The sequence below is a fragment of the Cobetia sp. PDI-23MA genome (genome assembly GCF_059507735.1).
In genome coordinates, this window is sequence record NZ_CM183352.1 from 3,711,592 (window position 1) to 3,737,615 (window position 26,024).

The window sequence follows — 26,024 nt, forward strand, 5'->3', positions numbered from 1 at the left end:
CTGCCTTGTTGTTCCGCGTCCGTCGAAGACGACGTCGCGATGAGTTGGGGTGCATCCCGATGCAAGCTCACGGGGCGCCAGCGCCCGCCAGCCGTCGCCTGCGGGGGCGGCAAGGGTAGCAGAGCAGGCCCGCGAATGCAGGCGACAACGCCGAAACTCAGCACGCGACTCGCGTTGGCCACGGGGCAATGCCGAGTTCCTCATGGGCGTCATAGCGTCGCCGCACAACTCGCGTAGGATAGGCAGGACATGACAGCAAGGCACGGCAGCCAGCAGTGAGCGCCGCCGAGCAACCTTCAGGAGAGCAACATGCATCGCATCTGTGTCTATCTGGGCTCCCGCGAGGGCGTCTCCCCACAGCACCGCCAACTGGCCGAAGCCCTGGGCACGGCCATCGCCGAGCGCGGCTGGGGACTGGTCTATGGTGGCGCGCGCGCCGGACTGATGGGCGCACTGGCAGATGCCGCGCTGGCGGCGGGTGGCGAGGTGATCGGCGTGATCCCCCAGGCACTGGTACGCAACGAGAAGGCGCATACCGGCCTCACGCGCCTGATCGAGGTCTCGGACATGCATGAGCGCAAGGCGCAGATGGCCGCATTGGCAGATGCCTTCGTGACCCTGCCCGGCGGGATTGGCACCCTGGAGGAATTGTTCGAGACCTGGACCTGGCAGTATCTGCGCTTCCACGCCAAGCCGATCGCTGTCCTCGACAGTGACGGCTTCTTCGCGCCCCTGCTCGAGTTTCTGGACCGCACCGTCGAGGCGGGCTTCCTCGATGCAGACACTCGCGCGCGCCTGATCAGCGAGCGCGAGATCGCGCCCCTGCTGAAGCGTCTGGCGCCTGAAGCCTGACAGGCTGTCATGTCACTCCCCATCAAGCGCATGATGCCGGCGCCATGGGGAGTGACGATGCAAGCGGCTGTCTCAGCTCAACGCCGTCTCGCCGACAGTCGCGACGCTATCGTCCGAGACGGCCTGTTGCTGAACGGGTTTGCCGATATAGCGCGCCCGCTTGCTGGCGGTGACCTGCTCGACATCGACCATCACCAGGCCGTCGATGCAGTAACCGAAATCGGCGTCGACACTGAAATCGAGGAAGCGGGTACCACCGGGCTCGGTGACCTCGGCGTATTGCTTGTAGAGCGTCGGTACCGTCACGCCCATCGCATCCAGCTGGGCACGCAGGCGGCGGAAATCGCCATCGGCGTCCTGACCATCGAACAGCCGCTCCGCTTCATGGGCGGCGCTGCCCGGCACGCTCTGGGCGACCGGCGCCCGTGCACGCGCCAGCCCCTCATCATCCCCGTAATAATGACGGTAGTAGCTGACGATCAACGCCTTGGCGGCCTCCGGATAGCTGTTGGAGAGCGTGACCGGACCGAACAGCCAGCGAATCTCGGGATGACAGCGCAGATAGGCGCCCAGCCCCTGCCACAGGTAATCGAGGCTGCGCCGCCCCCAGTAACGCGGCTGCACGAAGCTGCGCCCCAGCTCCAGACCGTCCTGCATGCGCTCGAACATTTCCGGCGTGAAGCGGAACAGGGTCGGGCTGTAGAGCCCCTTCTCGCCATGTGCCGCCATGATCTTGCGTACCTCACCGATGCGATAGGCACCGGCGATCTCGAGGTCGGCGTCATCCCACAGCACCAGATGCCGGTAGTGGGCGTCATAGCGATCGATATCACGCCGCTCACCGGTGCCCTCGCCGACCCGCCGGAAGCTGATCTCGCGCAGACGACCGATCTCGCGCATCACGCTGGAGCCGGGGAAGGCATCGAACAGATAGATCTTCTTGCCGTCGCGGGTCTCGCCCAGCAATTCACAGGGCGTCAATTCCTCACGCAGCGCCTGGCGCTCCTCCGGATGGCCGATGGCCTTCTCGGTCACGAACAGGCCACGCTTGCCGCGCCCGATGCGATACAGATGCTTGCGTAGCAGACGCGTCTTGGCGTTGGTATTGAGAGCATCACTGTCGAGGCGCTCCAGCGGAATCAGCTCGCCGATACGCAGCTTGAGCTGCCGCTCGCGCTGGCGAAACATCTCGTGGGCCAGCAGGGGCGTGCCGAAGCTGCGATTGATCGACGACAGCGCATAGAAGAGCGTCGAGTTGCGACCGCTGACGTGGATAGGCAGCACCGGCGCATTGGTCTTGCGCGCGAAATGCAGGAAACCCGACAGCCACTTGCCGTCGCGCGGCCCGGTCGGGCCTGCACGCGAGACCTCGCCGGCCGGAAAGATGATCACGGCCTCTTCATTCATCAGCGCATCGCAGATCTGACCACTGCTCTTGCGATAGCCACGTCGACTGAGGTTGTCCAGTGGCAGCAGCAAGGGTGCCAGCGGCTCGACCTTCATCAGGATGTCATTGGCGACGATCTTGACGTCGCGGCGCACTTCGCCGACCAGCTTGAGCAGTGCGAGGCCATCCAGTGATCCCAGCGGATGGTTGGCAACGATGACGACACGCCCGTAGGCCGGAATGTTCTCGCGCTCCCGCGAGGAGACCGAGTAGCCGAAGGAGAAGTGATCGAGCACGCGGTCAATGAAATCAAAACCGCGCTGGTCCGAGTTCTCGCCGAGGAAGGCATTGATCTCCCCCTCATGCACCAGGCGCCGCAGCATGGCCAGAGCTGGCCGTCGGATCAGCGGGTGACGTTTGGCAAAGGCAGGATACTTGGCAGCGATGACGCGGGCAGTATCGATCATGCTCTCTCCTTGGCCGCACAGAGTGCGGGACGCGATGTCTGGATCATGGGGCTTGATATCACGTCAGGTTCGCGCCACTTCATGACAGATGCGTCACAGTCCCCGTACAGTGAGATGACAGCCGCCCACGTGGGCCGCGGCCGATGCGCCTCGGCACAGAGATCATCCGCGTACGAACAGGCAGCGCGACTGCCACGCCAAGGAGAGAGCGAATGTTTGCGATAGCCGTCGAGAATGAGTCACTGGTCTGGCAGGAAACCGAGGCCCCGCACGGGATCGCCTCGGATGAGGTGCGTATCGAAGTAGCCTGGGCCGGCGTCAATCGCGCCGATCTGATGCAGCGTGCCGGCCAATATCCGCCTCCCGAAGGCGCCAGTCAGATTCTGGGGCTGGAAGTCAGCGGCACCATTCGTGAGGTCGGCCGCCACGTCGAGCGCTTCAAGGTCGGCGATCCGGTCTGTGCGCTGCTGTCCGGTGGCGGCTATGCCGAGGAGGTGGTCGTCAATGCCCTGCAGGTGTTGCCGGTGCCGGAGGGCTATAGCCTGAGAGACGCCGCCGCCCTGCCGGAGATGTTCGCCACCGCCTGGCTGAACCTGTTCATCGAGGGCAATCTCAAGCACAAGGAGCGCGTACTGCTGCACGCCGGTGCCAGCGGTATCGGTACTACCGCCATCCAGCTGTGCGGGCTGTTCGGGCATCCGTGCTTCGTGACCGTCGGCAGCCAGGAGAAGCTGGAGACCTGCCTGCGCCTCGGCGCGGATGCCGGCTGGAACCGCCACGATGGCAGCTTCGTCGAGGCCGTGAACGACTGGGGCGGTGCCGACATGATTCTCGACCCGGTAGGCGGCGGTTATCTGGCCGACAATCAGCAGGTGCTGAAACAGGACGGCCGCATGGTATTGATCGGCCTGATGGGCGGGCGCATGGATGAGCTGGATCTGGGCCGCATGCTGATGAAGCGTCAGCGCCTGATCGGCTCGACCCTGCGTTCGCGCTCCCCCGATGGCAAGGGCATGGTGCTGGATGCGCTCTACGTGCATGTGTGGCCACGCCTGGCGCGAGGTGAGCTGCGCCCGCATATCGACAAGAGCTGGCCGATCCAGGAAGCCGATGCCGCGCATGCCTATGTGCAGGACAACGCCAGCACCGGCAAGGTGCTGCTGGCGGTGACAGGCGCCTGAGCCTCATCATGGCGCTGATGACATCCGCAGCATGAAAAAACGGCAGTATAAAAAAGCGGCAACCCGTTGGGCTGCCGCTTTTTTGACTTCGCTGGGCGCTATCTCGTGCACACTGCCTCACCTGACAGCCCCGCCTGACAGCAGTGTCGCTCATGCCGCCAGGCGTAGACCCCGAGGCGCCTCGCGCAGGCTTATTCGCTGCGTCCGATCGACTGGGCCTTCTGCCAGGTAAGTTGCAGCAGGCGGGCGTCGTCTCCGGCGCGATGGCGCTGGATGCCACCCTCGGCGATCACCGCTTCCTTGAGCTCCGCCCAGCAATTCAGCTGCTCCTCATCAAGCAGCCGTCTGAGCGCCTCGAGACGAAAGCGCGGCAGCATGCCGGCATGATAGAACAGCAGCGAGAGCCAGGTATTGTCGTAGCCCCAGCTGTCGCTATAGGCGATTCCCGCCTCACCCAGCTCATCATTGACCCACTGCGCCACCTCACGCACTGGCCGCCCTTCGCGTGCCAGCCGTGCCCGTGAGATGCCGTGCAACAGCTCCGCCTTGGGGTCCCAATGCACCCACTCATCAAGAGGCTGTATCAGGAAGGCGCAACTGCTGCCGTCGGCACGCGCCAGCCCGATCTCGATCGGATAGCTACCACGGCCAAAGCCGGAGGCTTCAATATCGAGCAGAATAGGCAGCGTCACACGAATCTCCCAAGGTATCTCAGGCAGACAGGGCCCGGGCGAGAAGGGGTTGAATGTCCTCAGGTTACGGGAATTGCCCCCTGCTTGGCGAGTCCTGAGCGCGACGCTGTCAACGCAGGCATCAGGTCGATCTGCGCCATCACGCTGGCATCACGTTCAAGAGACGTGCCCGGGAGGGCCAGAGACGACAACGCCCTCACGAAGAGGGCGTTGTCAGTGGCAGCGAGGGCAGTACAGCAGCTGGTGCATCCGGTCAGTACATCAGCTCAGTGCAGGTCTGCCTCACCACTCGTGCGGGCGTGGGCTTCCCACTGCTCGGCCTTGTGCGGGCAGACCGCCAGACCAAGGGAGCCTTCACGATAGGCTCGCGCCAGGCGCTGGGCCGCGAGAGCGTGGCGGCATTCGGCGGCACGCGCGTACCAGGTCACGGCCTTGGCCGGATCGCTCTGATACTGGGCACAGCCATACTCATAGATACGCGCCGCCTGATACTGGGCATGCACGTCACCGGCCTGCGCGGCCTTGATGACGAAACGCGCACCCTTGGCCTTTTCCTGAGCGGAGTTGCCGCGCTGGAACAGCATGTGCCCGTACAATGACAACGCACCGGTGTGACCGGCGTTGGCGCAGTGATTGAACAGACGCATGGTCAGACGATGCTTCTGCTGAGAGCCGGACAGCCAGGAGGCGTGGAACAGACGCTCCGCCAGGCGGTATTTCAGTCCAGTCATCAGGGTTGGGGCCTGCGGCATGACGAGTAACCTTGATACAGAATAAGAGGGGTGACGCCGTGTCCTGGCCCGATCCTGAGCCCGCGACGCTATTCTCCTTGCCAACACTGTCAGTTTGCCCTTGCGGGCGGCCTAGAAAGACTGCTCCCCTGACAGCGGGGCGCCAAGCATACTCGCGCAATCGGGGGGACTCAAGCCCGCCTTGTGGGTTTTTGTTACGCTGCTAATATGTGCGCCATCCTTGGGGTAAAGTACGCGCGCGAACCACGCGCGTGCTGGAAGCACTCGCCCTGCCCGCTACATTGACACCTACCCGATAGGGGAATCCTGCATGCAACGTAGAGCTCTTGGCCGTACTGGCATCGACGTCAGTCTGCTATGCCTTGGCACCATGACCTTCGGCGAGCAGAACAGCGAAGCCGATGCCCACCAGCAGCTGGACCGCGCGCTCGACGCTGGCATCGACTTCATCGACACCGCCGAGATGTACCCGGTGCCCCCGAATGGCGAGACCCAGGGCCGTACCGAGGAATACATCGGCAGCTGGCTGGCGGCACGCGGCAATCGTGATCAGGTCAAGATCGCCACCAAGGTCACCGGCCCGGGCATGGATTACCTGCGCGGTGGTTCACGCCTGACGCGTGAGCAGATCATCGCCGCCTGTGACGACAACCTGCGTCGCCTGGGCACCGATTACATCGACCTCTATCAGCTGCATTGGCCGGACCGCAAGACCAACTTCTTCGGCAAGCTGGGCTACCAGCCGACCGAAGAGGAAGACATGACGCCGCTGGAAGAAAGCCTGTCTGCCCTCGGCGAGCTGGTCACCGCCGGCAAGATCCGCGCCGTGGGCCTGTCCAACGAGACGCCATGGGGCGTGATGCAGTGCCTGAACCTGGCCGAGCGCCTGAACCTGCCGCGCGTGGCCAGCGTCCAGAACCCGTACAACCTGGTCAACCGCAGCTTCGAAGTGGGCCTGGCCGAGTTCGCGCACCGTGAAGATGTCGGCCTGCTGGCCTACTCGCCGCTGGCCTTCGGCACCCTGTCCGGCAAGTATCTGGACGGTGCCCGTCCACAAGGCGCTCGCCTGACGCTGTTCGAGCGTTTCCAGCGCTACAACGCCGAGCCGGCTCAGCACGTCATCGCCTGCTACGTGGACATCGCCCGCCGTCACGGTCTGAATCCGGCCCAGATGGCCCTTGCCTTCGTCAACACTCGTCCGTTCCTGACCAGCAACATCATCGGTGCCACGACGATGACCCAGCTGGAAAGCAACATCAAAAGCCTCGAGGTGGAGCTGAGCGAAGAAGTGCTGGCCGAGATCGAGATGATCCACAACACCGCGCCCAACCCGTGCCCGTGAATCGCCTCTGACCCGCAGCGGATACACAACCCCCGACAGGCCGGGCATCATGACCGGCCTGCTCGTGACCAAGGACCCCTCATGAATCTCGCTGAATTGAGCATGATCCTCATGGCTGTCGCCGCCGGTGCCATGATGCCGATTCAAGCTGGCGTCAATTCCACACTGGCCCTGCAGACTCACAGCTCGCTCATGGCTGCCATGGTCAGCTTCGTGGTCGGCTCGATCGCGCTCGTCGTCATCGTGCTGGCCATGCGCCTGCCCATGCCGGGCGTCGGCGCCCTCAAGGCAGCCCCCTGGTGGAGCTGGACCGGCGGTCTGCTGGGTGCCTTCTTCGTCGCGGCCAGCGTGATACTGGTCCCCAAGCTGGGCGCTGCCACCATGATGGCCACCTTCCTGGCGGGGCAGCTGACGGCCTCGGTAGTGCTGGACCACTTCGGCTGGGCGACCTTCCCGCAGCATGATCTTTCGCTGGGGCGCGTGGCAGGCGTCCTGCTGCTGTTCGCGGGGGTCTTCCTGATCCGCCGCTATTGATGCCTATGGCGTCACGCAGTGCAATCTATGGCCCCGATAGTTCTGACGGACTCGGGGCCATCTTGTCTGCCTGATATACTGAGACCTTTCCCTGCCAGGAGGTCTACATGCTGAGTGTGATTTCGCCCGCCAAATCGCTGGATTTCGACAGCGCCCCCGTGACCTCTCGTCATAGCCAACCCGATTTTCTCGAGCAGGCTCAACCGCTGATCGACATCCTGCGCGAACAGTCGCCGCAGGACATCGCTAGCCTGATGAAGCTCTCCGACAAGCTGGCCGGCCTCAATGCCGCTCGCTTCCAGGAATGGCAGCCACCCTTCACGCCGGAGAATGCCAAGCAGGCAGTACTGGCCTTCCAAGGGGATGTCTATCAGGGCATGGCGGCAGAGACGTTCAGCGAGGAAGACTTCGAACGCGCACAACACAAGCTGCGCATTCTCTCCGGTCTCTATGGACTGCTGCGCCCGCTGGATCTTATCCAACCTTACCGCCTCGAGATGGGGACGCGTCTGAGCAACCCGGCCGGCAAGGACCTCTACGCCTACTGGCGCAAGACGCTGACACCAGCACTGGAGCAGGCGGTGGAAGACAGCGGCACGCCGATACTGGTCAACCTGGCCTCCAATGAATACTTCAAGGCCATCGATGCCAAGGCGTTCCGCCACCGCATCGTGACGCCGGTCTTCAAGGACGAGAAGAATGGCCAGTCCAAGATCATCAGCTTCTACGCCAAGCGTGCACGCGGCCTGATGAGCGCCTGGATGCTCAAGCACGATATCGAGACAGCCGAGGACCTCAAAGACTTCGACGTAGCCGGTTACCGCTTCTCCAATGCCGCCTCCGAGGGCGATACACTGGTCTTCACGCGCAGTGAGGCCGACGCGGCACGCGCCTGATACGTGATGGCAGGCACTTCACGCCTCATCCCCCCAGCCCCGGGAAAGTCAGGTGTTCCGCGGCGCGCGGTTTGAAGTAACGGCGATGAATATCGCCGAACAGGACGTGGTCTGCACACCCAAGCCATTTATACGCCACCATCTCGGCACTGACGATACTGGCGCCCGCGGCCTCACAGCGGGCCACTCCCAGCGCCGCCTCCCGCGGGCGGCGACTGGCAACTCCATCGGCCACCAGCGCCACTCGATAACCTGCACTGCACAATGAAAGTACCGTCTGCATCACGCAGACGTGCCCCTCGGCACCACAGACCACCAGCTGATCACAGCCACTGCTCTCCAGCGCATGGCGAAATGCCGGCTCTTCCAGCGCACTGAAACTTCGCTTGGTGAAGCAGCGTGTGCGTTCGCTCAACAGGTGCGTCATCGGGGCACTTGCGCCTAACTTGTCGGGGCAATGCTCGGTCAGCCAGACGGGAATTTCCAGCGCCTGGGCGATTCCGCCCAGCCAGATGGCACTGTTGATGGCCTCGGTTCCGCCATTCAGAACCGGCATCAGGCGAGCCTGGAAATCGATCAGCAACAACAATGATCGCCTCGCCACCAGATGTTGAGACTTTTCGTCGTCCATTGGTCCTCCCACGACGATTCTAAGGCTAGAATGGAGCTTCCACTTACACGCTAGCGCATCCAAGGAGATCCCACATGCGCCATCTGTTCATCATGCTGATGGTCGGCTTGCTCGGCTTCGGTCTGAGCGTCGAACACGCAGAGGCCAAGCGCCTCGGCGGCGGCAAGAGTTTCGGTAGCTACTCACGATCCGCTGACAGCGGAAAATCCTCCAGCTCACTGTTCGGCAGCAACAAGGCCACCAACAGCAGCACTGCAGCGAAGTCCAAGCCCTCCAGCGGCTTGTCCAAGTTTGCCGGGCCTCTGGCAGGCCTGCTGGCAGGCGGTTTGCTGGCATCGCTGTTCTTCGGCGGCGCCTTCGATGGTCTGCGTATGACAGACTTCCTGATCATCGCGGTGATCGCCTTCATTGCCTTCAAGCTCCTCAGCGCGCGCAAGAAGGCCGCCATGGCGAGCGGCGGGCCGGCAGGTAGTAGTGGTGGCTCCTCTACACGCCACGATGACCAGCCGCGCAATGTGCAGGCGCGTGAAGCGCATCAGCCGCAAGGCGAGTCGCTGGCTCCTGCCGGTGGTATCGGGGCAGGCCTGACAGGCGGTGCCCCGACCAGCGAGCCGGCCTGGTTCAACAAGGAACAGTTCCTAGGAGGCGCCAAGGAACACTTCATGACCTTGCAGCGCGCGTGGGACAACAACGATCTGCCGCGCATTCAGGAGTACGTCACGCCAGAGCTCTACAATCTGCTGCGGGAAGAGCGCGCTCAGCAACCGGCCAACAACCGTACCGAGATCGTGCGTCTGTTTGCTGAACTGGGCAGCGTGCAGGAGATTGGCAAGCAGGCGGAAGCGACGGTCCTGTTCCACGGCGTGCTGGATGAAAATGGCGAGCAGAACGAGTTCAACGAGACCTGGCACCTGGTCCGTGAGCTGCGCGATGGCGCCGACTGGCACATCCAAGGCATCGAGCAGAACAGCTAAGACGCTCCTCTCACTGACGTGACCTTCACTCCGTGAGGGCCACATCAGATGCCAAAGCGGCCGGATGATCACTCATCCGGCCGCTTTTTTGTGTCTCGCTGCAGATGACCTACCAGGGCTTTGCAACAGCTCGCCCAAGACCACAAAGGCACCGTCAGAATGACAGGCATAAAAAAACCGGCCACTGGGGAAGTGACCGGCGGATAGGCTGCTCGACTGCAAGGCAGGAGCGCCAGATCGCAAAAAGTCTGCTGATGGGATAGCACAGACAAGTTTCTAAGCAAGGGAACGTCGAAACTCACATACTCAGAGTCGCCGATTGAGCTTTAGTTCAGCCTGATCGTAAAAAACATGAGCAACCCTGAGGTGCAGAACCCGCGACGCCTGATCAGTCTTGCCATCAGCCGGCTGCACCCAAGATTTCAGCTAGAGTTGCCTGCCCCTGGAAACTCTTCATGCTCGACAAGCCCTTGTGGATAATTCAGGTGTCACTCCCATGTTCCGGTTGTCCACAGGAGGATCCTTGCGCGCTTCCCTTCATCAGCAAGACTGGTTGCACTTCTACGCTTTGTCACATACTGAACTGCCCCTGCAGCAAGACGACAGGGTCGGCGCGGGACAAGTACCTGAGGAGCTTTTTATAACTGCCCTTGGTGCGGGCTTCTCATGAGGTGGCCATCCATGGGCTTTTTACGCGCCAATTTTCCTGAGCAACTTTTCTCACCACAAAGAGAACCGCCCCTGCAGCAAGGCTACAGGGGCGGTTCGGGATAAGTGCCTGACGATGACCTACTCTCACATGGAGAAACTCCACACTACCATCGGCGCTAAGCGGTTTCACTTCCGAGTTCGGCATGGGATCGGGTGGTTCACGCTCGCTATGGTCGTCAGGCGAAACGGTGGCATCTTGCGATGCCTGAGTCTCGAGGCTTGTGACCTCGCGACTCGCAATATGAATCATGCTGACCGATATGTCGTCGATCCTGTCGCAATCCCGGCGGTTTGCCTGGGCAAACCCCTTGGGTGTTATATGGTCAAGCCTCACGGGCAATTAGTACTGGTTAGCTCAACACATTGCTGTGCTTCCACACCCAGCCTATCAACCTTGTCGTCTTCAAGGGCCCTTCAGGAGGCGCAAGGCCTCAGGGAAGTCTCATCTTGAAGGGGGCTTCCCGCTTAGATGCCTTCAGCGGTTATCCCGTCCGAACGTAGCTACCGGGCAATGCCATTGGCATGACAACCCGAACACCAGAGGTTCGTCCACTCCGGTCCTCTCGTACTAGGAGCAGCTCTTCTCAAACTTCCGACGCCCACGGCAGATAGGGACCGAACTGTCTCACGACGTTCTAAACCCAGCTCGCGTACCACTTTAAATGGCGAACAGCCATACCCTTGGGACCGACTTCAGCCCCAGGATGTGATGAGCCGACATCGAGGTGCCAAACACCGCCGTCGATGTGAACTCTTGGGCGGTATCAGCCTGTTATCCCCGGAGTACCTTTTATCCGTTGAGCGATGGCCCTTCCATACAGAACCACCGGATCACTAGAACCTACTTTCGTACCTGCTCGACGTGTCTGTCTCGCAGTCAAGCACCCTTATGCTCTTGCACTCAATGCACGATTTCCAACCGTGCTGAGGGTACCTTCGTGCTCCTCCGTTACTCTTTGGGAGGAGACCGCCCCAGTCAAACTACCCACCATACACTGTCCTCGATCCGGATGACGGACCTGAGTTAGAACGCCAATGATGTCAGGCTGGTATTTCAAGGTTGGCTCCACCGCATCTGGCGATGTGGTTTCAAAGCCTCCCAGCTATCCTACACAGACAACATCAGCATCCAGTGTAAAGCTATAGTAAAGGTTCACGGGGTCTTTCCGTCTAGCCGCGGGTACACAGCATCTTCACTGCGATTTCAATTTCACTGAGTCTCGGGTGGAGACAGCGTGGCCATCATTACGCCATTCGTGCAGGTCGGAACTTACCCGACAAGGAATTTCGCTACCTTAGGACCGTTATAGTTACGGCCGCCGTTTACCGGGGCTTCGATCAAGAGCTTCGGACGAATCCTAACCCCATCAATTAACCTTCCGGCACCGGGCAGGCGTCACACCCTATACGTCCGCTTGCGCGTTTGCAGAGTGCTGTGTTTTTAATAAACAGTTGCAGCCACCTGGTATCTTCGACCGGTAGGAGCTTACGGAGCAAGTCCTTCACTCTAACCGGTGCACCTTCTCCCGAAGTTACGGTGCCATTTTGCCTAGTTCCTTCACCCGAGTTCTCTCAAGCGCCTTGGTATTCTCTACCTGACCACCTGTGTCGGTTTGGGGTACGGTCGCATGTGATCTGAAGCTTAGAGGCTTTTCCTGGAAGCGTGGCATCGATGACTTCCTGACCGTGGTCAGTTCGTCTCGCATCTCGACCTCAGAGGAACCGGATTTGCCTGATTCCTCGGCCTACATGCTTTCACCAGGACAACCAACGCCTGGCTCACCTAGCCTTCTTCGTCCCCCCATCGCAACCACATCCGGTACGGGAATATTAACCCGTTTCCCATCGACTACGCGTTTCCGCCTCGCCTTAGGGGCCGACTCACTCTGCTCCGATTAACGTAGAACAGAAAACCTTGGTCTTCCGGCGGGGGAGTTTTTCACTCCCCTTATCGTTACTCATGTCAGCATTCGCACTCGTGATACCTCCAGCAGACTTCTCAATCCACCTTCATTGGCTTACACGACGCTCCTCTACCGCTCATCCAGAGGATGAACCCGTAGCTTCGGTACCTGATTTAGCCCCGTTATATCTTCCGCGCAGGCCGACTCGACTAGTGAGCTATTACGCTTTCTTTAAAGGATGGCTGCTTCTAAGCCAACCTCCTAGCTGTCTGAGCCTTCCCACATCGTTTCCCACTTAATCAGGATTTTGGGACCTTAGCTGACGGTCTGGGTTGTTTCCCTTTTCACAACGGACGTTAGCACCCGCTGTGTGTCTCCCACGCTGCACTCACTGGTATTCGGAGTTTGCCTCGGGTTGGTAAGTCGGGATGACCCCCTAGCCGAAACAGTGCTCTACCCCCAGCGGTGATACGTGAGGCGCTACCTAAATAGCTTTCGAGGAGAACCAGCTATCTCCGGGCTTGATTAGCCTTTCACTCCGATCCACAGCTCATCCCAGCATTTTTCAACATACTTGGGTTCGGGCCTCCAATTGATGTTACTCAATCTTCACCCTGGCCATGGATAGATCGCCCGGTTTCGGGTCTATACCCTGCGACTGGTCGCCCAGTTAAGACTCGGTTTCCCTACGCCTCCCCTATACGGTTAAGCTCGCCACAGAATATAAGTCGCTGACCCATTATACAAAAGGTACGCGGTCACACCACGAAGGTGCTCCCACTGCTTGTACGCATACGGTTTCAGGATCTATTTCACTCCCCTCGCCGGGGTTCTTTTCGCCTTTCCCTCACGGTACTGGTTCACTATCGGTCAGCCAGGAGTATTTAGCCTTGGAGGATGGTCCCCCCATGTTCAGTCAGGGTTTCTCGTGCCCCGACCTACTCGATTTCACGTGACTCGGACTTCGACTACGGGACTATCACCCTGTATCGTCAAGCTTCCCAGCTTGTTCGCCTGTCGGTTGTCACGCTTAAGGGCTGGTCCCCGTTCGCTCGCCGCTACTTGGGGAATCTCGGTTGATTTCTTTTCCTCCGGGTACTTAGATGTTTCAGTTCCCCGGGTTTGCCTCTATAGGTTATGTATTGGCCTATAGATACTCACCTGATGGTGAGTGGGTTTCCCCATTCGGAAATCGTTGGGTCGCAGGGTATTTGCCACCTCGCCAACGCTTATCGCAGGCTATCACGTCCTTCATCGCCTCTGGCTGCCAAGGCATCCACCGTATGCGCTTAATCGCTTGACCATATAACCCCAAGGGGTCTGTCAAGGATTACGATTGTGTCGGACCTCTCCGACATATCGTTTGATGGAGATGTGCTTGGCGCACATTCCATCGTCAGCATGATTCACATTGTTAAAGAGCGGCTGTTCAGAGAACAGTGAGAAGCGCGCTCTGATGAGCACGCTTGCCACTGCCGGCTAAGCCAGCAATAAGATCAGGTAATTCGTTGTGAGCACTTGCCGCGAGCGATAGACAGTGTCGATAAGGAGGTGATCCAGCCCCAGGTTCCCCTAGGGCTACCTTGTTACGACTTCACCCCAGTCATGAACCACACCGTGGTGATCGCCCTCCCGAAGGTTAGGCTAACCACTTCTGGTGCAGTCCACTCCCATGGTGTGACGGGCGGTGTGTACAAGGCCCGGGAACGTATTCACCGTGGCATTCTGATCCACGATTACTAGCGATTCCGACTTCATGGAGTCGAGTTGCAGACTCCAATCCGGACTGAGGCAAGCTTTATGGGATTGGCTCCACGTCGCCGTATTGCAACCCTTTGTACTTGCCATTGTAGCACGTGTGTAGCCCTACCCGTAAGGGCCATGATGACTTGACGTCGTCCCCACCTTCCTCCGGTTTGTCACCGGCAGTCTCCTTAGAGTTCCCGACATGACTCGCTGGCAAATAAGGATAGGGGTTGCGCTCGTTACGGGACTTAACCCAACATTTCACAACACGAGCTGACGACAGCCATGCAGCACCTGTCTCAGAGTTCCCGAAGGCACCAATCCATCTCTGGAAAGTCCTCTGGATGTCAAGGGTAGGTAAGGTTCTTCGCGTTGCATCGAATTAAACCACATGCTCCACCGCTTGTGCGGGCCCCCGTCAATTCATTTGAGTTTTAACCTTGCGGCCGTACTCCCCAGGCGGTCAACTTATTGCGTTAGCTGCGCCACTAAGTCCTCAAGGGACCCAACGGCTAGTTGACATCGTTTACGGCGTGGACTACCAGGGTATCTAATCCTGTTTGCTACCCACGCTTTCGCACCTCAGTGTCAGTGTCAGTCCAGAAGGCCGCCTTCGCCACTGGTATTCCTCCCGATCTCTACGCATTTCACCGCTACACCGGGAATTCTACCTTCCTCTCCTGCACTCTAGCCAAGCAGTTCCAGATGCCGTTCCCAGGTTGAGCCCGGGGCTTTCACACCTGGCTGACTTAGCCACCTACGCGCGCTTTACGCCCAGTAATTCCGATTAACGCTTGCACCCTCCGTATTACCGCGGCTGCTGGCACGGAGTTAGCCGGTGCTTCTTCTGCGAGTGATGTCTTTCTTGCGGGGTATTAACCCACAAGCGTTCTTCCTCGCTGAAAGTGCTTTACAACCCGAAGGCCTTCTTCACACACGCGGCATGGCTGGATCAGGCTTTCGCCCATTGTCCAATATTCCCCACTGCTGCCTCCCGTAGGAGTCTGGGCCGTGTCTCAGTCCCAGTGTGGCTGATCATCCTCTCAGACCAGCTACGGATCGTCGCCTTGGTGAGCCGTTACCTCACCAACAAGCTAATCCGACATGGGCTCATCCGATAGCGCAAGGTCCGAAGATCCCCTGCTTTCTCCCGTAGGACGTATGCGGTATTAGCCTGAGTTTCCCCAGGTTGTCCCCCACTATCGGGCAGATTCCCATGCATTACTCACCCGTCCGCCGCTCGACGCCTCCTAGCAAGCTAGGATCGTTTCCGCTCGACTTGCATGTGTTAAGCCTGCCGCCAGCGTTCAATCTGAGCCATGATCAAACTCTTCAGTTGAAAGCTTGATAGTCTGTTAAGCAGACCAAACTTGGTTCAGAGTCAAACTTCTCGTGAGAGGCTTGCTCCGATATTTGGTGACCTTGTCACCACTCATCGGCAAGCGCTCACACGAATTACCTGATCAAATTTTTAAAGAGCGTCGCTGTGAAGCGAGGAGGCATATTCTACCCGGAACGCTTGAGAAGTCAAGCACTTGATGATGAGTCAGTCGACTGCCTCTAAGCATCATCAAGCGGTGAGGAGCGTCGCTCGATCACCTGTTCCACAAGGAGTGCGGCGTATTCTAGCGAATCGCCCGGAATTGTCAATCGATGGTTTCGAAGCGGACTTCAAAAACATCAAGCAAAACAATCACCTGCAAACCTCTTTCACCGCTGGTGACGCCATGCGTCCCCGGCAGCGGATGCGTACTTTACGCACGAACCGCCGTGAGGGCAAGGGCTTTTTGAAGAGATTGTCATTCTCGGGGCATACGGGTGACATCTCTGAAATGCCTTTCTCTTCTCTCCTCATTCTGCTTCTCTTTCTTATTGTCCTCGTCTTGCCGTTGCTTGCTGACATCTTCCCCCGGCCAGAAACACATTCGGCCCCGCCAGGAATGGGGGGGCCGAATATCGATCATCACACTGCTGACAGCTGACGCCTACTTGTTTCCGCGCAGCTTGCGACCCAGCGCCATGATCGGGCCACTGGCGACATAGCAACCGAACAGGCCCAGCAGCATCACGGACGGCTCCAGCGAGATGACCACGAAGGCCAGCACGATGGCGAGCAGCGCCACAAAGGGCACCGGCCCCTTGAGGTCGATCTCCTTGAAGCTGTAGTAGCGAATGTTCGACACCATCAGGATACCGGCAGCCGCAACCACGAAGACCATCAGCGACTTGAAGGCGAAGGTCTCGGCGTCGAAATTGTGCATGGTCCACACGCAGCCGGCCACAAGTGCCGCCGCTGCCGGGCTCGGCAGGCCGATGAACCACTTCTTGTCGGTGGAGCCGATCTGGACGTTGAAGCGCGCCAGACGCAGCGCAGCACCCGCGACGTAGACGAAGGCGGCGATCCAACCGATCTTGCCGACGTCCTGAAGAATCCAGCTGAAGGTGACCAGCGCCGGCGCTACACCGAAGGACAGCATGTCCGCGAGGCTGTCGTACTCGGCACCGAAGGCACTCTGGGTGTTGGTCAGGCGAGCTACACGACCGTCCAGACCGTCGAGCACCATCGAGACGAAGATGGCGATGGAGGCGTTGGCAAATTCCCCGTTCAGCGCACACACCACGGCGAAGAAGCCGGAGAACAGCGCCGAGGTAGTGAACAGGTTGGGCAGCAGGTAGATGCCACGCCGGCGAACGGGCTTGCCGTCCTCGATGGCCTCTTCCACGACTTCACTGTCGTCGGTGAACTCCTCCACCACCTTGTCCAGCACTGAGCTGCTACGGCGCGCCTCTGCTTCGGCGCCGCCTTCTACTCCGGGATGTCGATTTTCGTCAGTCATGGGATTCCTTGCATCATGCCTCGTCGTGGCAGGGTAGCCACATTCTACACCTGCCAGTGAGCGCGAATAGTGGTGACACCCTAGCGACCTCACCGTCGACTGTCACTCCCTCCCCCATTCGATAGCGCTTATGGATCAGCAACGCAAGCGGGGCGCCCTCCTGATGGAGAGCGCCCCGCTCATTTCACGCCAGATCCAGCAGAACGGATCAGTTGCGCGACTTGTCGACCAGCTGGTTGGCCGTGATCCACGGCATCATGCCGCGCAGCTTCTCACCAGTCTGCTCGATCGGATGCTCGGCGTTCTGGCGACGACGGGCCGTCATGGACGGGTAGTTGGTGTTGCCTTCCTGGATGAACATCTTGGCGTATTCACCGCTCTGGATGCGCTTGAGTGCATTGCGCATGGCGACACGGGACTGCTCGTTGATGACTTCGGTACCGGTCACGTACTCGCCATACTCCGCATTGTTGGAGATGGAGTAGTTCATGTTGGCGATGCCGCCTTCGTACATCAGGTCGACGATCAGCTTGAGCTCGTGCAGACACTCGAAGTAGGCCATTTCCGGTGCGTAGCCCGCTTCGGTCAGGGTCTCGAAGCCCATCTTGACCAGCTCGACCGCGCCACCACACAGGACAGCCTGCTCACCGAACAGATCGGTTTCGGTCTCGTCCTTGAAGGTGGTCTCGATGATGCCGGTACGGCCGCCACCGACGCCTGCCGCGTAGGACAGTGCGATGTCCTTGGCCTGGCCAGTCGCATCCTGATGGATGGCGATCAGGTCCGGAATACCGCCGCCCTTCACGAACTCGGACCGCACGGTGTGACCCGGTGCCTTCGGCGCGATCATGATGACGTCGAGGTCAGCACGCGGCACGACCTGGTTGTAGTGGACGTTGAAGCCGTGAGCGAAGGCCAGGGTCGCGCCCTGCTTCAGGTTCGGTTCCACCTGGTTCTCGTAGATGGCCTTCTGGTTCTCGTCCGGCGCCAGGATCATGACCAGGTCAGCCGCCTTGACCGCTTCCTCGACTTCGGCAACCTTCAGGCCCGCCGCTTCGGCCTTGGCCCAGCTGGAGGAAGAACGACGCAGGGCGACAGTGACGTCGACGCCGGATTCCTTCAGGTTGTTCGCGTGGGCGTGACCCTGGGAACCGTAACCGAGGATGACCACTTTCTTGCCCTGGATGAGGGAAAGGTCACAATCCTTGTCGTAATAGAGTTTCATCGTCATTGCTCCTGGCGGCTCACCCCGTCAGCGGGATGCGTGAGATCTTGAAAGAGTGTCTGTTGTTCTTGCGACCCTTCCCACGAGGGAAAGGCGTATGACAGTGTCCAGCGCCGACGGCCATCTGTCTCGGCCGCTCTGCGTCCTGGGGAGGTCGTGCGCCTTGGATCAAGGTCTGCCGCCCTCCTCCTGCGCGGCGATGAGTCCACCTTACCTGTACCTCGACATTGCGTAAAATGCTATATTTGCACCATTATATGCCATATTACGCAATACAAGGCATTTCCCTCTACAGCACTCACCGACAGTGGACTCCGGCATGGACAATCGCCAACTCAAGCAATTCCTGACCCTCGCCGAAACGCTACATTTCGGGCGCGCCAGCACTGCCTGCCACCTGAGCGCCTCTGCCCTGTCACGAGCCATCCGGGCCATGGAGGAAGAGCTGGGCGTCAGCCTGTTCGAGCGCGACAACCGCAGCGTCGCGCTGACACCGGCGGGTGAACGCTTCCGTCGTCATGCTCGCGAACTCCTGAGTCAGTGGGATGACATTCGTCAGTCACTGCTGGAAGACAGCGATGAATTGCGTGGCGAGCTCTCCCTGTATTGCTCGGTGACTGCCAGCTACAGCTTTCTTTACGAGATTCTGGCCACCTTCCGCGCCCGCCACCCGCACGTGGAGCTCAAGCTGCATACCGGTGACCCTGCCGTGGCGCTGGAGCGTGTGCTGATGGGCCATGAGGACCTGGCAATCGCCGCGCGTCCGGATGTGCTGCCTTCCCGCCTGGCCTTTACCGACTTCGCCGAATCGCCGCTACGCTTTATTGCGCCGCGACATGATGGCCCCGGCCAGCGGCTGGAAGGCATCGGGGAGGCCGATGATTCAGTGGCGGGCGACGGTCACATCGACTGGGCCCGCGTGCCGATGATCCTGTCGGAGACCGGCCTGGCACGTGAGCGCTTCGATGCCTGGTGCCACGAGCGCGGCATCAAGCCACGTCTGTATGCTCAGGTTGCCGGCAATGAGGCCATCGTCAGCATGGTCGGGCTGGGCTTCGGGATCGGTGTGGTGCCACAGATCGTGCTCGACAATTCGCCGCTGGCCGATCAGGTGCGCATCCTTGAGGTCGATCCTCCGCTGACCCCCTACAAGGTCGGCCTGTGCGTACAGGAAAAACGCCTGCGTCATCCGCTGGTGCGCGCGTTATGGGAGCAACTGCCCGGCTCGCCGCAGCGACCCGTTGATTGATGCCTGATAGCGAGCCAACAAGAATGGCGCAGCAACGAAAACGGCGCCCCGAGGGGCGCCGTTCTTGTGTTGCGATTCCACTACCACCGTCTTACAGGCTCAACACCTTTTCACCGCGTGCGATGCCGGAGACACCGGTACGTGCCACTTCCATCACGCCCACCGGCTGCATCGCCGCCAGGAAGGCATCCAGCTTGCCGCCGTCACCGGTGATCTGAATGGTATAGAGGCTCGGGGTGATATCGACGATCTGGGCACGGAAGATGTCCGCCGTGCGCTTGATCTCGTCACGCTGGGCGCCCAACGCCTTGACCTTGACCAGCATCAGCTCGCGCTCGATGTGGCTGCCCTCGGTGAGGTCCACCAGCTTGACCACATCCACCAGCTTGTTGAGCTGCTTGGTGATCTGCTCGATGACACGATCTTCACCGACCGTGGTGACGGTCAGACGGGACAGGGTCGCGTCTTCGGTCGGCGCCACGTTGAGGGTCTCGATGTTGAAGTTACGCTGTGAAAACAGGCCGACGACCCGTGACAGCGCGCCCGGTTCGTTTTCCATCAGAATGGAGATGATATGGCGCATCAGGTCCGCTCCGTCTTCGTAAGCAGCATGTCACGCATGGAGCCGAGAGGCACCTGCATCGGGTAGACGTGTTCACGCGGGTCGACATAGATGTCGAGGAACACCAGCTCGTCCTTGTTGCGGAAGGCGTCTTCCAGCGCAGGCTCGAGCTCCTCCACCGTGTGCACCTTGATGGCACGGAAGCCATAGGCACCCGCCAGCTGCACGAAGTCAGGCAGCGACTCCATATAGGAATGCGAGTGACGGGACTTGTAGTTCAGGTCCTGCCACTGACGCACCATGCCCAGCGACTGGTTGTTGAGGTTGATGATCTTGACCCCGATCCCGTACTGCTTACAGGTCGAGAACTCCTGCATCATCATCTGGAAGCTGCCTTCACCGGTGAACAGCACCACATCGTCTTCCGGGTAGGACATCTTGATGCCCATGGCCGCCGGGAAGCCGAAGCCCATGGTGCCCAGACCACCGGAGGTGATCCAGCGGTTGGGCCGCTGGAACTTGTAGTACTGGGCAGCGAACATCTGGTGCTGACCGACATCGGTGGCGACGAAGGCTTCGCCACGCGTCGCACGGTGCACGGCTTCCACCACCTGCTGCGGCTTGAGCGGCTCACCCGGGGCGGACGGCTCGTACAGCTTGCCTTCACGCTCGGCACGCCAGCCATCGATCTGGGACCACCAGGCCTCCAGTGCATCGGGGTTGGCCAGCTCGCGGCCCTGCACGAGGCTGATCATCTCGTTGATCACGGCATCGGCCGGACCGACGATCGGCACATCGGCGCGCACGGTCTTGGAGACCGAGCTCGGGTCGATGTCGACGTGGATGATCTTGGCCGTCGGGCAGAACTTCGAGGTGTTGTTGGTCACGCGGTCATCGAAGCGCGCACCGATGCAGATGATCAGATCGGCGTGGTGCATGGCATTGTTCGACTCGTAGGAGCCGTGCATGCCGGGCCAGCCCAGGCACTGCCGATCCCCCTGCGGGTAGGCACCGATGCCCATCAGCGAAGTGGTGATCGGGAAGTTGAGGCGGCGTACCAGGTCAGTCAGCGCTTCGCTGGCACGCCCGGACACCACACCGCCACCGGTGAAGAACAGCGGGCGACGTGCCTTGAGCATCAGCTCCACGGCTTTCTTGATCTGGCCACTGTGGCCACGGGTGACCGGGCTGTAGGAGCGCATGCGTACCTTCTTGGGGTAGCTGTACTCATAGCGTTCGGTCGGGGCGGTCATGTCCTTCGGGATATCGATGACGACCGGCCCCGGGCGACCACTGGAGGCCAGATAGAAGGCCTTCTTGATCACCTCGGGAATCTCGCTCGGGTGCTTGATCGAGAAGCTGTGCTTCACGATCGGGCGAGTCACGCCGACGATGTCGGTTTCCTGGAAGGCGTCTTCACCGATCAGGTGACTGGCGACCTGACCACACAGCACGACCATGGGAATCGAGTCCATGTAGGCCGTAGCGATACCGGTGACGGCATTGGTCGCGCCCGGGCCTGAGGTGACCAGCACCACACCCGGCTTGCCGGAGGCGCGCGCGTAACCATCGGCGGCGTGGGTCGCGGCCTGCTCGTGACGGACCAGAACGTGCTGGACCTTGTCCTGGCGGAACAGGGCGTCATAGATATGCAGCGCCGCTCCACCGGGATAGCCGTAAATATATTCCACGCCCTCGTCGTGCAGGGCGCGGGCGATCATGTCAGCGCCGGAAAGCAATTCCACTTGGTTATTCTCCCCTGGAGGTCTCGAGTGCGTCCGGCGGCAATGCGCAAGCCGGATCGAGTGCGACCTGAATGTCGCTACCGCAGAAATTGCGGCACCTGATGCCAAACCCTGGCGTCTGCGGCCCGGTTAGGGCCTGCACTCTTGTCGCATCGGTTGGATGCGGTCGGGGCTGATGGCCGGTCGGTACGGTTGGCGTACCCGGACCGGCGTATCCTTTGACAGGCGGACAGCGACTCAGCGTCTGTCCTTCACGCGGCGCTTCGAGGGTCGCCCGAATGGCCGCGCCCGCAATCAGGAATGGTCAAGAGTCCAACAGCCGCAAGTGGCTGTCAACTCAACCTTACGCCAGTGTGCGCCGCCTGCGCCAAATGCCACACCGGTAACAACGAATCCGGCCATAAGCGTGCGCAAAACCTCACCAAAAGCCATAAATTCGCAATTTTCTGCTTCGTGAATTTCAGCCTACCTCACGCCGGGTTGTCTATTTGCGTTCGGACGGCAGACACGAAAACGCCCCTCCGCAAGCGGAAGGGCGTTTTCGTCACGGTGGGGCGGCGCGCACGGGCACGCGTTTCAGCGCGTGAAGGTCAGTTCCCCGCCCTCTTCGTCGACACGGATCACATCACCGGGCACGAAGTCACCACCCAGCAGCGCCTGGGCCAGCGGATTCTCGATACGACTCTGGATGGCGCGCTTGAGCGGACGAGCGCCATAGACCGGATCGAAGCCTGCCTTGGCCAGCAGCGCCATCGCGGCATCGGTGATGTCGAAGCCGAGATCGCGATCGGCCAGGCGCGCCTTGAGACGTTCAAGCTGGATGCCCGCGATGGAAGCAATCTGCGCCTGCCCCAGCGCGTGGAACACGACCACTTCATCGATGCGGTTGATCAGCTCCGGTCGGAAGTGATTGCCGACGACTTCCATCACCGCCGTCTTCATGTCGTCGTACTGGAAGGCCGCCTTGCGCTCGGCACGCTCGTCGGCACTTTCCGTACTGCCATCGTCTTCCGCCAGCTCGCCATTGAGGCCGCTCATGCGCTGGATCATTTCCGAGCCCAGGTTGGAGGTCATCACGATCACGGTGTTGCGGAAATCGACGGTACGCCCCTGGCCATCGGTCAGACGGCCATCTTCCAGCACCTGCAGCAGGATGTTGAAGACATCCGGGTGTGCCTTCTCGACCTCGTCGAGCAGCAGCACGGAGTATGGCTTGCGGCGCACGGCCTCGGTCAGATAGCCGCCCTCTTCATAGCCGACATAGCCGGGAGGCGCGCCGATCAAGCGGGCCACGGAGTGCTTCTCCATGAACTCGGACATGTCGATGCGCACCATCGCCTCTTCGGTGTCGAACAGGAAGCTGGCCAGTGACTTGCAGAGCTCCGTCTTGCCGACGCCGGTCGGACCAAGGAACAGGAAGGAGCCGTTGGGACGATTCGGATCCGACAGCCCCGCGCGTGAGCGACGTACCGCATTGGACACCGCGATCACCGCCTCGTCCTGACCGATCACTTTCTCGTGCAGCGCCTCTTCCATGCGCAGCAGCTTGTCACGCTCGCCTTCGAGCATCTTGGCGACCGGAATGCCGGTCCAGCGCGAGACGACCTCGGCAATCTCCTCCTCGGTGACATTGGAGCGCAGCAGCACGTGGGCAGAGGTATCCGCCTCACCTTCGCCGGCTTCGCTGATCTGCTTCTCGAGCCCCGGAATCACGCCGTACTGCAGCTCCGACATACAGCTGAGGTCACCGGCGCGGCGTGCCTGCTCCAGATCGATACGCGCCTGTTCCAGCTCCGCCTTGAACTGGGCCGCGCCCTGGATGCTGGACTTCTCGGCCTTCCAGACTTCATCGAGGTCGGCGTATTCGCGCTCCAGCTCCGATATCTGGTCCTCAAGCGCGCCGAGGCGCTTGAGCGCCGCCTCATCAGTCTCCTTCTTGAGCGCTTCCCGCTCCATCTTGAGCTGGATCAGGCGGCGATCGAGGCGGTCCATCTCCTCAGGCTTGGAATCCAGCTCCATGCGGATGCGTGACGCGGCCTCGTCGATCAGGTCGATCGCCTTGTCCGGCAGCTGGCGGTCCGTGATGTAACGCGAGGACAGCCGTGCAGCGGCGATGATGGCACTGTCGGTGATGTCGACCCCGTGGTGTACCTCGTAGCGCTCCTTCAGGCCACGCAGGATGGCGATGGTGTCTTCCTCGCTGGGCTGGTCGACCTGCACCTTCTGGAAGCGGCGCTCGAGTGCGGCGTCCTTCTCGATGTACTGGCGATACTCGTCAAGCGTGGTGGCACCGACACAGTGCAGCTCGCCACGCGCCAGCGCCGGCTTGAGCATGTTGCCGGCGTCCATCGCGCCTTCGGCCTTGCCCGCGCCGACCATGGTGTGCAGCTCGTCGATGAACAGGATGACCTGGCCTTCTTCCTGCGCCAGCTCCTTCAGCACCGACTTGAGGCGCTCCTCGAATTCACCGCGGAACTTGGCCCCCGCCAGCAACGAGCCCATGTCGAGAGACAGCACGCGCTTGTTCTTGAGACCTTCCGGCACCTCACCATTGACGATACGGCTGGCCAGCCCCTCGACGATGGCGGTCTTGCCGACACCAGGTTCACCGATCAACACCGGGTTGTTCTTGGTGCGACGCTGCAGCACCTGGATCGTGCGCCGAATTTCCTCGTCACGCCCGATCACCGGGTCGAGCTTGCCATCCCGCGCGCGCTCGGTGAGATCCAGGGTGTACTTGTTGAGCGCCTCGCGATTGTTCTCGGCATCGGCATCGCCCACGGCTTCGCCACCGCGCAGTGCATCGATGGCGGAGGTCAGGGCGGGCTTCTTGATGCCCGAGGAGGTGAACAGCTTGCCGAGATCACCGCCCAGCTCCAGCGCGGCCAGCAGCGCGAGCTCGGAGGCGATGAATTGATCGCCGCGCTTCTGCGCTTCACGATCGGCCAGATTCAGAAGCTTGCCGAGGGCCTGCGAGGGCGCGACATTGCCGTCGAACTGGGACACGGTCGGCAGGTCATCCAGCTGGCGCTTGAGACCACTCATCAGACTGGTGGCATCGCCGCCCGCCTTGTTGACCAGTGCCTTGAGACCGCCATCACGGTCCTCCAGCAGCGCCAGCAGCAGATGCTGTGGGTGAATTTCATTGTGGCCTCGCCCGACGGCGAGCGACTGGGCATCCGCCAGAGCGTTCTGCAGCTTGCTGGTGAGTTTGTCGATGCGCATGGTGCTGTCTCCTGAGAGTCATGGCGGTACTCCTTTTCTCAGGAGCTTCGCCTGTAACTTTTCGTATCTGACTCTCAAGATGGGGACTGGTGCACGGCTTTCAAGGCAGGATTCGCCGCACTGCAGCATGTTGTGCCATTTGCCTGATCCAGGTCAGTTTCCCGCCCCGCCGGCCATCACCTTTGCCACACAGAAACGCCCCGCCGACCTGGAACATCAGGTCAACGGGGCATTTGTGGGTACTGAATGTCGAGCTTGTGGAATGCGCAGACCAAAGCCCTGGACAGTGATTTCTGCTCAGCGCCTCAGCGCAGCCAGATCACCGTGGCGAGGCGCCCGGTCACGCCATCATCACGACGATGGGAGTAGAAACGCGACTCCGAGGCGGTGCAGAAGTGGCCGCCACTGACATGACCGACTCCGGCACGCTCGAGACGCAGACGTGCCAGCTTGTAGAGGTCGCACATGTAATGACCAAGCCGGTAGGGACTGGCCTCGAAGGCATCATCGGCCTCAGGCAGGTCCGCGATGAATGCGTCACGCACCTCGGGGCCGACCTCGAACTGCGCATTGGAGATCGCCGGGCCCAGCCAGGCCATCAGCTCGCCGGGGTCATCGCCGAGACGCTCGATGGTAGCTTCCAGCACGCCTTCGACCAGCCCGCGCCAGCCCGCATGCGCCACGCCGACACGCGTACCCTGCCGATCACAGAACAGCACCGGCAGGCAGTCCGCCGTCATCACCACACAGGCCTGCCCGGTGCCGGTACTGATGCAGGCATCCGCCCGTGGCGGGGCATCCGGCCGGCCCTCGGCGTGGCAGACATCGAAGGCATCCACCACCTGAGTGCCGTGCACCTGATCCAGCCACGCCAGCGGACGGCCGTCATCGACCTCCGCCGCAAGCAGCTCACGCACCTGCGCTACCATCGCCGGGTCATCGCCGACGTGCAGCGCCGGATTGAAGCCGGCATACGGCCCCTGGCTGGGGCCGCTCTCACGCGTGGTCACGAAGGCCTGCACCGGGCTCGGCGCGGGCCAGTCCGGCAGTATCAGGGTCGGGCGTAGACTCTCGTCGTGCATAACCTCTCCTTGTGCGGCGTGTCGCGCGAG

General features: G+C 60.8%; 18 protein-coding genes and 3 rRNA genes. 8 read left to right on the plus strand and 13 right to left on the minus strand.

Annotated features, from left to right (window positions below; all coding sequences use genetic code 11):
• Positions 1-309 precede the first annotated feature (309 nt).
• Entirely contained in the window at positions 310-852 is a 543-nt protein-coding gene (locus tag AC5WNJ_RS15745; RefSeq protein ID WP_495930160.1) for an LOG family protein, read from the plus strand.
• Between the two features lie 72 nt (positions 853-924).
• On the opposite strand, the gene olsF is transcribed toward AC5WNJ_RS15745, so the two are convergent.
• On the minus strand, positions 925-2,706 hold the full coding sequence (gene olsF / locus AC5WNJ_RS15750) for a bifunctional ornithine lipid synthase OlsF (RefSeq protein WP_495930161.1): 1,782 nt from the start codon (positions 2,704-2,706) through the stop codon (positions 925-927).
• 212 nt (positions 2,707-2,918) lie between these two features.
• On the opposite strand from olsF, the gene AC5WNJ_RS15755 reads away from it, so the two are divergent.
• Positions 2,919-3,887, plus strand: a complete 969-nt coding sequence (locus tag AC5WNJ_RS15755) for an NAD(P)H-quinone oxidoreductase (RefSeq protein ID WP_043336555.1) — start codon at positions 2,919-2,921, stop codon at positions 3,885-3,887.
• 191 nt (positions 3,888-4,078) lie between these two features.
• On the opposite strand, the gene AC5WNJ_RS15760 is transcribed toward AC5WNJ_RS15755, so the two are convergent.
• Positions 4,079-4,579 (minus strand): 3'-5' exonuclease, encoded by a 501-nt coding sequence (locus AC5WNJ_RS15760; protein ID WP_043336558.1) that lies wholly within the window; start codon positions 4,577-4,579, stop codon positions 4,079-4,081.
• A gap of 266 nt (positions 4,580-4,845) precedes the next feature.
• Positions 4,846-5,331: a tetratricopeptide repeat protein gene (locus AC5WNJ_RS15765; RefSeq protein ID WP_495930162.1), complete on the minus strand. Its 486-nt coding sequence runs from the start codon at positions 5,329-5,331 to the stop codon at positions 4,846-4,848.
• Between the two features lie 310 nt (positions 5,332-5,641).
• On the opposite strand from AC5WNJ_RS15765, the gene AC5WNJ_RS15770 reads away from it, so the two are divergent.
• The 3 genes from AC5WNJ_RS15770 (at position 5,642) to yaaA (ending at position 8,103) form a co-directional block, all read left to right on the plus strand.
• A complete protein-coding gene (locus AC5WNJ_RS15770; protein WP_176678121.1) occupies positions 5,642-6,673 on the plus strand; it encodes an NADP(H)-dependent aldo-keto reductase in 1,032 nt (343 codons plus the stop codon).
• Positions 6,674-6,754: 81 nt separating this feature from the next.
• Positions 6,755-7,207 carry a DMT family transporter gene (locus AC5WNJ_RS15775; RefSeq protein WP_175090767.1) on the plus strand — a complete coding sequence of 151 codons (453 nt, stop codon included), beginning with the start codon at positions 6,755-6,757 and terminating at the stop codon, positions 7,205-7,207.
• 107 nt (positions 7,208-7,314) lie between these two features.
• The gene (yaaA, locus tag AC5WNJ_RS15780; protein WP_495930163.1) at positions 7,315-8,103 is read left to right on the plus strand and encodes a peroxide stress protein YaaA; all 789 of its coding nucleotides are present in this window, start codon (positions 7,315-7,317) and stop codon (positions 8,101-8,103) included.
• 25 nt (positions 8,104-8,128) lie between these two features.
• Here the strand turns inward: yaaA and AC5WNJ_RS15785 are convergent, their stop codons facing one another.
• Complete coding sequence (locus tag AC5WNJ_RS15785; RefSeq protein ID WP_495930164.1) at positions 8,129-8,734, minus strand: isochorismatase family protein; 606 nt, start codon at positions 8,732-8,734, stop codon at positions 8,129-8,131.
• Between the two features lie 74 nt (positions 8,735-8,808).
• Here AC5WNJ_RS15785 and AC5WNJ_RS15790 point away from each other — a divergent pair, with 74 nt between their 5' ends.
• Entirely contained in the window at positions 8,809-9,708 is a 900-nt protein-coding gene (locus AC5WNJ_RS15790) for a Tim44 domain-containing protein (protein ID WP_495930165.1), read from the plus strand.
• Positions 9,709-10,484: 776 nt separating this feature from the next.
• Here AC5WNJ_RS15790 and rrf read toward each other — a convergent pair.
• The 3 genes from rrf to AC5WNJ_RS15805 all read right to left on the minus strand — a co-directional run bounded on the left by rrf (position 10,485) and on the right by AC5WNJ_RS15805 (position 15,408).
• Positions 10,485-10,600: ribosomal RNA gene (gene rrf, locus AC5WNJ_RS15795) — 5S ribosomal RNA — on the minus strand.
• A gap of 138 nt (positions 10,601-10,738) precedes the next feature.
• Positions 10,739-13,626 (minus strand): 23S ribosomal RNA (locus tag AC5WNJ_RS15800).
• A gap of 241 nt (positions 13,627-13,867) precedes the next feature.
• Positions 13,868-15,408 (minus strand): 16S ribosomal RNA (locus AC5WNJ_RS15805).
• The 16S, 23S and 5S rRNA genes sit together here, the layout of an rRNA operon.
• Before the next feature lie 202 nt (positions 15,409-15,610).
• On the opposite strand from AC5WNJ_RS15805, the gene AC5WNJ_RS15810 reads away from it, so the two are divergent.
• Positions 15,611-16,051, plus strand: coding sequence for a hypothetical protein (locus AC5WNJ_RS15810; protein WP_495930166.1), 441 nt, complete (start codon positions 15,611-15,613; stop codon positions 16,049-16,051).
• 3 nt (positions 16,052-16,054) lie between these two features.
• On the opposite strand, the gene pssA is transcribed toward AC5WNJ_RS15810, so the two are convergent.
• Positions 16,055-16,906, minus strand: coding sequence for a CDP-diacylglycerol--serine O-phosphatidyltransferase (gene pssA / locus AC5WNJ_RS15815; RefSeq protein ID WP_253064735.1), 852 nt, complete (start codon positions 16,904-16,906; stop codon positions 16,055-16,057).
• Positions 16,907-17,114: 208 nt separating this feature from the next.
• A complete protein-coding gene (ilvC, locus tag AC5WNJ_RS15820) occupies positions 17,115-18,131 on the minus strand; it encodes a ketol-acid reductoisomerase (RefSeq protein WP_043337232.1) in 1,017 nt (338 codons plus the stop codon).
• Positions 18,132-18,450: 319 nt separating this feature from the next.
• Between ilvC and ilvY the strand changes: the two genes are divergently transcribed.
• Complete coding sequence (gene ilvY, locus AC5WNJ_RS15825; protein ID WP_176678127.1) at positions 18,451-19,380, plus strand: HTH-type transcriptional activator IlvY; 930 nt, start codon at positions 18,451-18,453, stop codon at positions 19,378-19,380.
• Positions 19,381-19,471: 91 nt separating this feature from the next.
• On the opposite strand, the gene ilvN is transcribed toward ilvY, so the two are convergent.
• The 4 genes from ilvN to pgeF all read right to left on the minus strand — a co-directional run bounded on the left by ilvN (position 19,472) and on the right by pgeF (position 25,994).
• Positions 19,472-19,963 (minus strand): acetolactate synthase small subunit, encoded by a 492-nt coding sequence (gene ilvN / locus AC5WNJ_RS15830; protein ID WP_176678128.1) that lies wholly within the window; start codon positions 19,961-19,963, stop codon positions 19,472-19,474.
• Positions 19,963-21,687 (minus strand): acetolactate synthase 3 large subunit, encoded by a 1,725-nt coding sequence (locus AC5WNJ_RS15835; protein ID WP_176678129.1) that lies wholly within the window; start codon positions 21,685-21,687, stop codon positions 19,963-19,965. The genes ilvN and AC5WNJ_RS15835 overlap by 1 nt, the downstream gene beginning before the upstream one ends.
• A gap of 576 nt (positions 21,688-22,263) precedes the next feature.
• The gene (clpB, locus tag AC5WNJ_RS15840) at positions 22,264-24,912 is read right to left on the minus strand and encodes an ATP-dependent chaperone ClpB (protein ID WP_495930167.1); all 2,649 of its coding nucleotides are present in this window, start codon (positions 24,910-24,912) and stop codon (positions 22,264-22,266) included.
• Positions 24,913-25,217: 305 nt separating this feature from the next.
• On the minus strand, positions 25,218-25,994 hold the full coding sequence (gene pgeF, locus AC5WNJ_RS15845) for a peptidoglycan editing factor PgeF (RefSeq protein WP_495930168.1): 777 nt from the start codon (positions 25,992-25,994) through the stop codon (positions 25,218-25,220).
• Positions 25,995-26,024: the final 30 nt, after the last annotated feature.

What these genes read in the sequence shown, in the direction of transcription:
- AC5WNJ_RS15745 (WP_495930160.1), top strand. Translation starts at nt 310, where the DNA reads ATGCATCGCATCTGTGTCTATCTGGGCTCCCGCGAGGGCGTCTCCCCA.
- olsF (WP_495930161.1), bottom strand. Translation starts at nt 2,706, where the DNA reads ATGATCGATACTGCCCGCGTCATCGCTGCCAAGTATCCTGCCTTTGCC.
- AC5WNJ_RS15755 (WP_043336555.1), top strand. Translation starts at nt 2,919, where the DNA reads ATGTTTGCGATAGCCGTCGAGAATGAGTCACTGGTCTGGCAGGAAACC.
- AC5WNJ_RS15765 (WP_495930162.1), bottom strand. Translation starts at nt 5,331, where the DNA reads ATGCCGCAGGCCCCAACCCTGATGACTGGACTGAAATACCGCCTGGCG.
- AC5WNJ_RS15770 (WP_176678121.1), top strand. Translation starts at nt 5,642, where the DNA reads ATGCAACGTAGAGCTCTTGGCCGTACTGGCATCGACGTCAGTCTGCTA.
- AC5WNJ_RS15775 (WP_175090767.1), top strand. Translation starts at nt 6,755, where the DNA reads ATGAATCTCGCTGAATTGAGCATGATCCTCATGGCTGTCGCCGCCGGT.
- yaaA (WP_495930163.1), top strand. Translation starts at nt 7,315, where the DNA reads ATGCTGAGTGTGATTTCGCCCGCCAAATCGCTGGATTTCGACAGCGCC.
- AC5WNJ_RS15785 (WP_495930164.1), bottom strand. Translation starts at nt 8,734, where the DNA reads ATGGACGACGAAAAGTCTCAACATCTGGTGGCGAGGCGATCATTGTTG.
- AC5WNJ_RS15790 (WP_495930165.1), top strand. Translation starts at nt 8,809, where the DNA reads ATGCGCCATCTGTTCATCATGCTGATGGTCGGCTTGCTCGGCTTCGGT.
- AC5WNJ_RS15810 (WP_495930166.1), top strand. Translation starts at nt 15,611, where the DNA reads ATGAGTCAGTCGACTGCCTCTAAGCATCATCAAGCGGTGAGGAGCGTC.
- pssA (WP_253064735.1), bottom strand. Translation starts at nt 16,906, where the DNA reads ATGACTGACGAAAATCGACATCCCGGAGTAGAAGGCGGCGCCGAAGCA.
- ilvC (WP_043337232.1), bottom strand. Translation starts at nt 18,131, where the DNA reads ATGAAACTCTATTACGACAAGGATTGTGACCTTTCCCTCATCCAGGGC.
- ilvY (WP_176678127.1), top strand. Translation starts at nt 18,451, where the DNA reads ATGGACAATCGCCAACTCAAGCAATTCCTGACCCTCGCCGAAACGCTA.
- ilvN (WP_176678128.1), bottom strand. Translation starts at nt 19,963, where the DNA reads ATGCGCCATATCATCTCCATTCTGATGGAAAACGAACCGGGCGCGCTG.
- clpB (WP_495930167.1), bottom strand. Translation starts at nt 24,912, where the DNA reads ATGCGCATCGACAAACTCACCAGCAAGCTGCAGAACGCTCTGGCGGAT.
- pgeF (WP_495930168.1), bottom strand. Translation starts at nt 25,994, where the DNA reads ATGCACGACGAGAGTCTACGCCCGACCCTGATACTGCCGGACTGGCCC.